Source organism: Methanobrevibacter sp. (assembly GCF_030539555.1).
In the GTDB taxonomy this organism is placed as follows: domain Archaea; phylum Methanobacteriota; class Methanobacteria; order Methanobacteriales; family Methanobacteriaceae; genus Methanocatella.
This window is the reverse complement of sequence record NZ_JAUNXX010000092.1, coordinates 1-4,109: the sequence shown is the minus strand read 5'-3', so window position 1 is coordinate 4,109 and position 4,109 is coordinate 1. Positions and strand designations below refer to the sequence as shown.

General features: G+C 31.2%; 5 protein-coding genes. 4 read left to right on the top strand and 1 reads right to left on the bottom strand.

Translation table 11 applies throughout. From position 1 onward, the window contains the following. The first annotated feature begins 105 nt into the window (after positions 1-105). From Q4Q55_RS09730 to Q4Q55_RS09715, 4 genes are read left to right on the top strand one after another with little or no spacing between them, the layout of a single operon-like run. A complete protein-coding gene (locus Q4Q55_RS09730) occupies positions 106-405 on the top strand; it encodes an STAS domain-containing protein (RefSeq protein ID WP_303372615.1) in 300 nt (99 codons plus the stop codon). Beyond that, positions 402-779, top strand: coding sequence for an ATP-binding protein (locus Q4Q55_RS09725; protein WP_303372614.1), 378 nt, complete (start codon positions 402-404; stop codon positions 777-779). The genes Q4Q55_RS09730 and Q4Q55_RS09725 overlap by 4 nt, the downstream gene beginning before the upstream one ends. Further along, positions 779-2,674, top strand: coding sequence for a SpoIIE family protein phosphatase (locus Q4Q55_RS09720; RefSeq protein WP_303372613.1), 1,896 nt, complete (start codon positions 779-781; stop codon positions 2,672-2,674). The genes Q4Q55_RS09725 and Q4Q55_RS09720 overlap by 1 nt, the downstream gene beginning before the upstream one ends. Continuing rightward, on the top strand, positions 2,671-3,303 hold the full coding sequence (locus Q4Q55_RS09715; protein ID WP_303372612.1) for a 4'-phosphopantetheinyl transferase superfamily protein: 633 nt from the start codon (positions 2,671-2,673) through the stop codon (positions 3,301-3,303). Before Q4Q55_RS09720 ends, Q4Q55_RS09715 begins: the two co-directional genes overlap by 4 nt. Positions 3,304-3,405: 102 nt before the next feature. Here Q4Q55_RS09715 and Q4Q55_RS09710 read toward each other — a convergent pair. Further along, a partial coding sequence (locus Q4Q55_RS09710) for a DUF4013 domain-containing protein (protein WP_303372611.1) occupies positions 3,406-4,109 on the bottom strand: 704 nt, incomplete at its 5' end.

Sequence of the window (4,109 nt, the reverse complement as noted above, 5' to 3'; positions counted from 1 at the left end):
CTCCTACACCACTTACTAATGTTGGTTCCCTCATTTGTTTTAAAATATTTTTTAAACAAAATATTTAAAAATTAATATAAACCAATATAATAATTAGTGATTATCATGAATATTGTTAAAAATTACAATAAAAAGGAATTGACATTATCAATTGAAGGCCGTATTGATACTATTACCTCACAGGACCTTGATAAAGAGATTAATGAAGAATTAGGTAATTTTGATTCATTAATTATGGATTTCACAGACTTGGAATACATTTCAAGTGCCGGCCTTAGGGTTTTGATTGCAACCCAAAAGAAATTGAAATCAGAAGACATTCCATTCGCCATTAAAAACGTTAACGATTCTGTTGGTGAAATATTCAGAATGTCCGGTTTTGACAAAATCCTAAAGATAGAATGAACTCAATAACCTTAAAACCGGAAATAAAGGAATTATATACTTTAAACGAGTTTATTTTAAACGAGCTTGGGCGTGAAGACCTTCAAGTCAATTTAATTGTTGAAGAAGTTTTCGTCAATATTGTCGATTACTCAAAAACAGACTTTATTATCGTCAATGCTGAATTCAGAAAACCAACATTAACTATTGAATTTATAGACAATGGAGTTGAATTCAACCCGCTTTTAAAAGAAAATCCTCCTCTACCAGATGATATTGATGAGGCTCAGATTGGAGGATTGGGAATTTTTTTAACAAAAGAACTGGCTGATGAGTTGGATTATAACTACATTAACGGTGAAAATTGCCTGAAAATTATTAAAAAAGTGGAATGATGAAAAATAAGCTAAAACAAATTGGAATTCCTTTCATATTAATGTTAATATTTAATTTGGGAATTTATTATTTGAATGGTGGGCAGAATTTCGGAGAAGGATTGAGCCTTCATGTTGGAATACTGCTGATTTCAGGACTGCTTTTTGGACCATACGGTGCAATCGGATCAGTTATTGGGAATTTTTTATGCGATTTAATAAGAGGTTACAGTCCAACAATCGCAATTTTATCCGCCATTGTAAGCTTTGGAATATCTTATCTTGCATATAAATTATGGTATGGAGATTATAAAAACAGATTGGAAATAACAAAACCAAAATTAAATAATACCACCAATATCCTTTTATTCATAGGAATAACCATTATTTGTGGGATTTTATATTCAGTGTTGCACGGAAAACTATTTTACTTGTTATATCCAGAGACTATCTCCATAAACAGTCTTTTAGAAATTAGATATTTCTTTAACTTCATCAATTCATCATTTGTCTTTGGAATAATTGGAATCTGGCTTTCAAATAAAATTGATTTTGTACACATTCCTCAAACATCCAATAAGGAATCCAAAGAGAAACTCTATAAGATACTCGCAATTTTATTGCTCATTAGCATACTCTTATCACTAGTAATTGATTACAGCAATCTTTTAAATAACTACATTGCTTCTTTCGAGTTGATTGTCATTACTGCAATTATATTTGTTTACTTATCAAAACCGATTACTTCAGATATTGTCATTAAAAACTCAAAATCCATTCCAGAAGAGATAATGAACCTTTTCCATTTAACAATACTCTTTATCATCATCGTTGGAATTTTAATGTCCTATGATTCCATATTAATTACTGCAATTGATGATTTCCTTCCAATAAATGCAAATGAAATCATGATTTCAATGATGATACTGATAGACATTTTACTTTTGATTTTCTTCATACCTTCAATGTCTGTTTTGAGATACATTGAGATTAGAGTGATTGAGCCTATCATATCCTTTTCAAAAATTGAGAATTTCATACATGAAAACGAAAAGATAGAATCTGAAGGACTGGTCAATATATATTCCAGATATGTTGATGATCAAACCGAAATAGGTACATTGGCTCGCTCATACACTGATTTGATTAACTTCAACAACAATTATATTGAAAATATTCATGAAATTGAAGGTGAAAAAGAGCGCATTAAAGCAGAACTTGATATTGCAACAAGAATTCAGGCTGCAAACCTTCCAACAGAAGCCATAGTAAATGATGATTATACTGTTAACGGCTATTCACAACCTGCAAAAGAGGTTGGAGGAGACTTTTTCGATTATTATCAATTAGATGATGATAATCTGGCTATTGTAATTGGTGATGCATCAGGCAAGGGTGTTCCAGCGGCAATCCTTGCAATGATTACTCAAGTGCTGATAAAACAATTGATTAAAAGTGAAGTGAACCCTTCAAAAGTGTTATATGCACTGAATAATCAGATATGTGAAAACAACTCCGAATCAATGTTTCTTACATTATGGCTTGGAGTCTACAACAAAGACACCGGCAAAATAACTTTTTCAAATGCTGGACACAATCCGCCATTAATTAAAGAAAATGATAAATTCAGATATTTGGATATAGATTCAGGAATTGTTCTGGGAATAATGGAAGACTTTGAATTTACAAACGAAGAGATAACATTGACAAACGAACTAGTAGTCTACACCGATGGAATAACTGATGCAAACAATAATGACAATGAAATGTATGGCGAAGAGAGACTTTTAAACTTCTTCAATGAATTTAAAGTTGATAAAAATCCTATCAGACCATTATTGAATGATATCATTGACTTCACTAAAGATGCAGAACAATTCGATGACATGACATTATTATACCTGAAGATAAAATGATTAGATTAGCTTATTGTAATGTGGAAAATCTGGATTTGAAAAAGGCTTATGGCCTGGTTTCCAAAAAACGCCAGGAAAAAATCAATTTTTATAGATTTGAAAAGGATAAAAAGCTGAGTTGCGGAGCATATCTTCTTTTGAAAAAAATGCTGGCAGAAGCAAATATCACTAATCCAGTATTCAAAACTGAAAAATATGGCAAGGCATACATATCCAACCATGAAAACATCCATTTCAACTTAAGCCATTCGGGCAAAATTGTCTTATGCGCAATATCTGATAGAGAAGTTGGTGCGGATGTTGAAATTATTGACCCTGAAATTGATTTAAACATAGCAAGACATTACTTCTACAACAGCGAATATGAAAACATCATGAACGCCGAAAACAGACAAGAAGAATTCTTCAAATACTGGGTTTTAAAGGAAAGCTACATGAAATATACTGGCCTTGGAATGAATCTGAAATTAGACAGTTTTGAAATAATAATTGAAGATAAAATCAGCCTTAAAAATGACAAAAAAAATTTAAAATTTAATCTATTTGATATTGAAAACTATAAAATAGGAATCGCCAGCCATTACGATGTATCTGAGTTAATTGAGATAAATGTTAATGAACTGTATTAACAGGGATTTAATGGAAATACACAATTCCCTCCATTGAACATTCTCATGATTAGCTTCCAAATCATAATGTCGCAACAAAAAAAAGAAAAAAAGATGGTTTGATTATGCATCAGAGTATAATAAACCAATAGCTCTATTGTAGAAGAATACAAAGTAAACTGCAAAAATACCTAGTAAAATGCTACCAATAGTGTTATTTGCATTAGTAATAGCTGCAAGGATAAATATAACAATCATCAGGATAACAAAAATAACAACAACAGTTGCAATGAGTTTACCGATTCCTACTCTGGAGATGTCTCCAATAGCTTCACCAATAGCTAAAGCATCACCCAAATCATCAGTTTTTGCTAATCTACATTTAGCCATAAAGTTAGCCAAAGTAAATACAATGACTAAAATTAAACTGATTATGGTAAGTAACCAATCTCTAAGGAAAATGCCTAAAATGAAAATGATAATTGAAGGAACAATGTAATATACAAAGTCAACAATAATTAATTTGATTGCGTTAGAAACTTGTCTTGCAAAGTCTATTCCAGGACTATCATCCCTTCTTTCAATACCATATTTTACAATGTCTAAAGCATATCCTTCAATCAGAAACATTATAAGAATAAAAACAATAAGTCCGACAATTCCTAATAAATCAAATGCCAATGCACCTACACCTGTTGTACTAAAAGCACCGATAATACCAACCACTGCTGCTCCTCCAATAAGTGCAGCAACAATTCCTAAAATAACATATAAAACTAACGCTTTAATATTGTGAAATGGATATACTAAAGCATCACCTATTATAT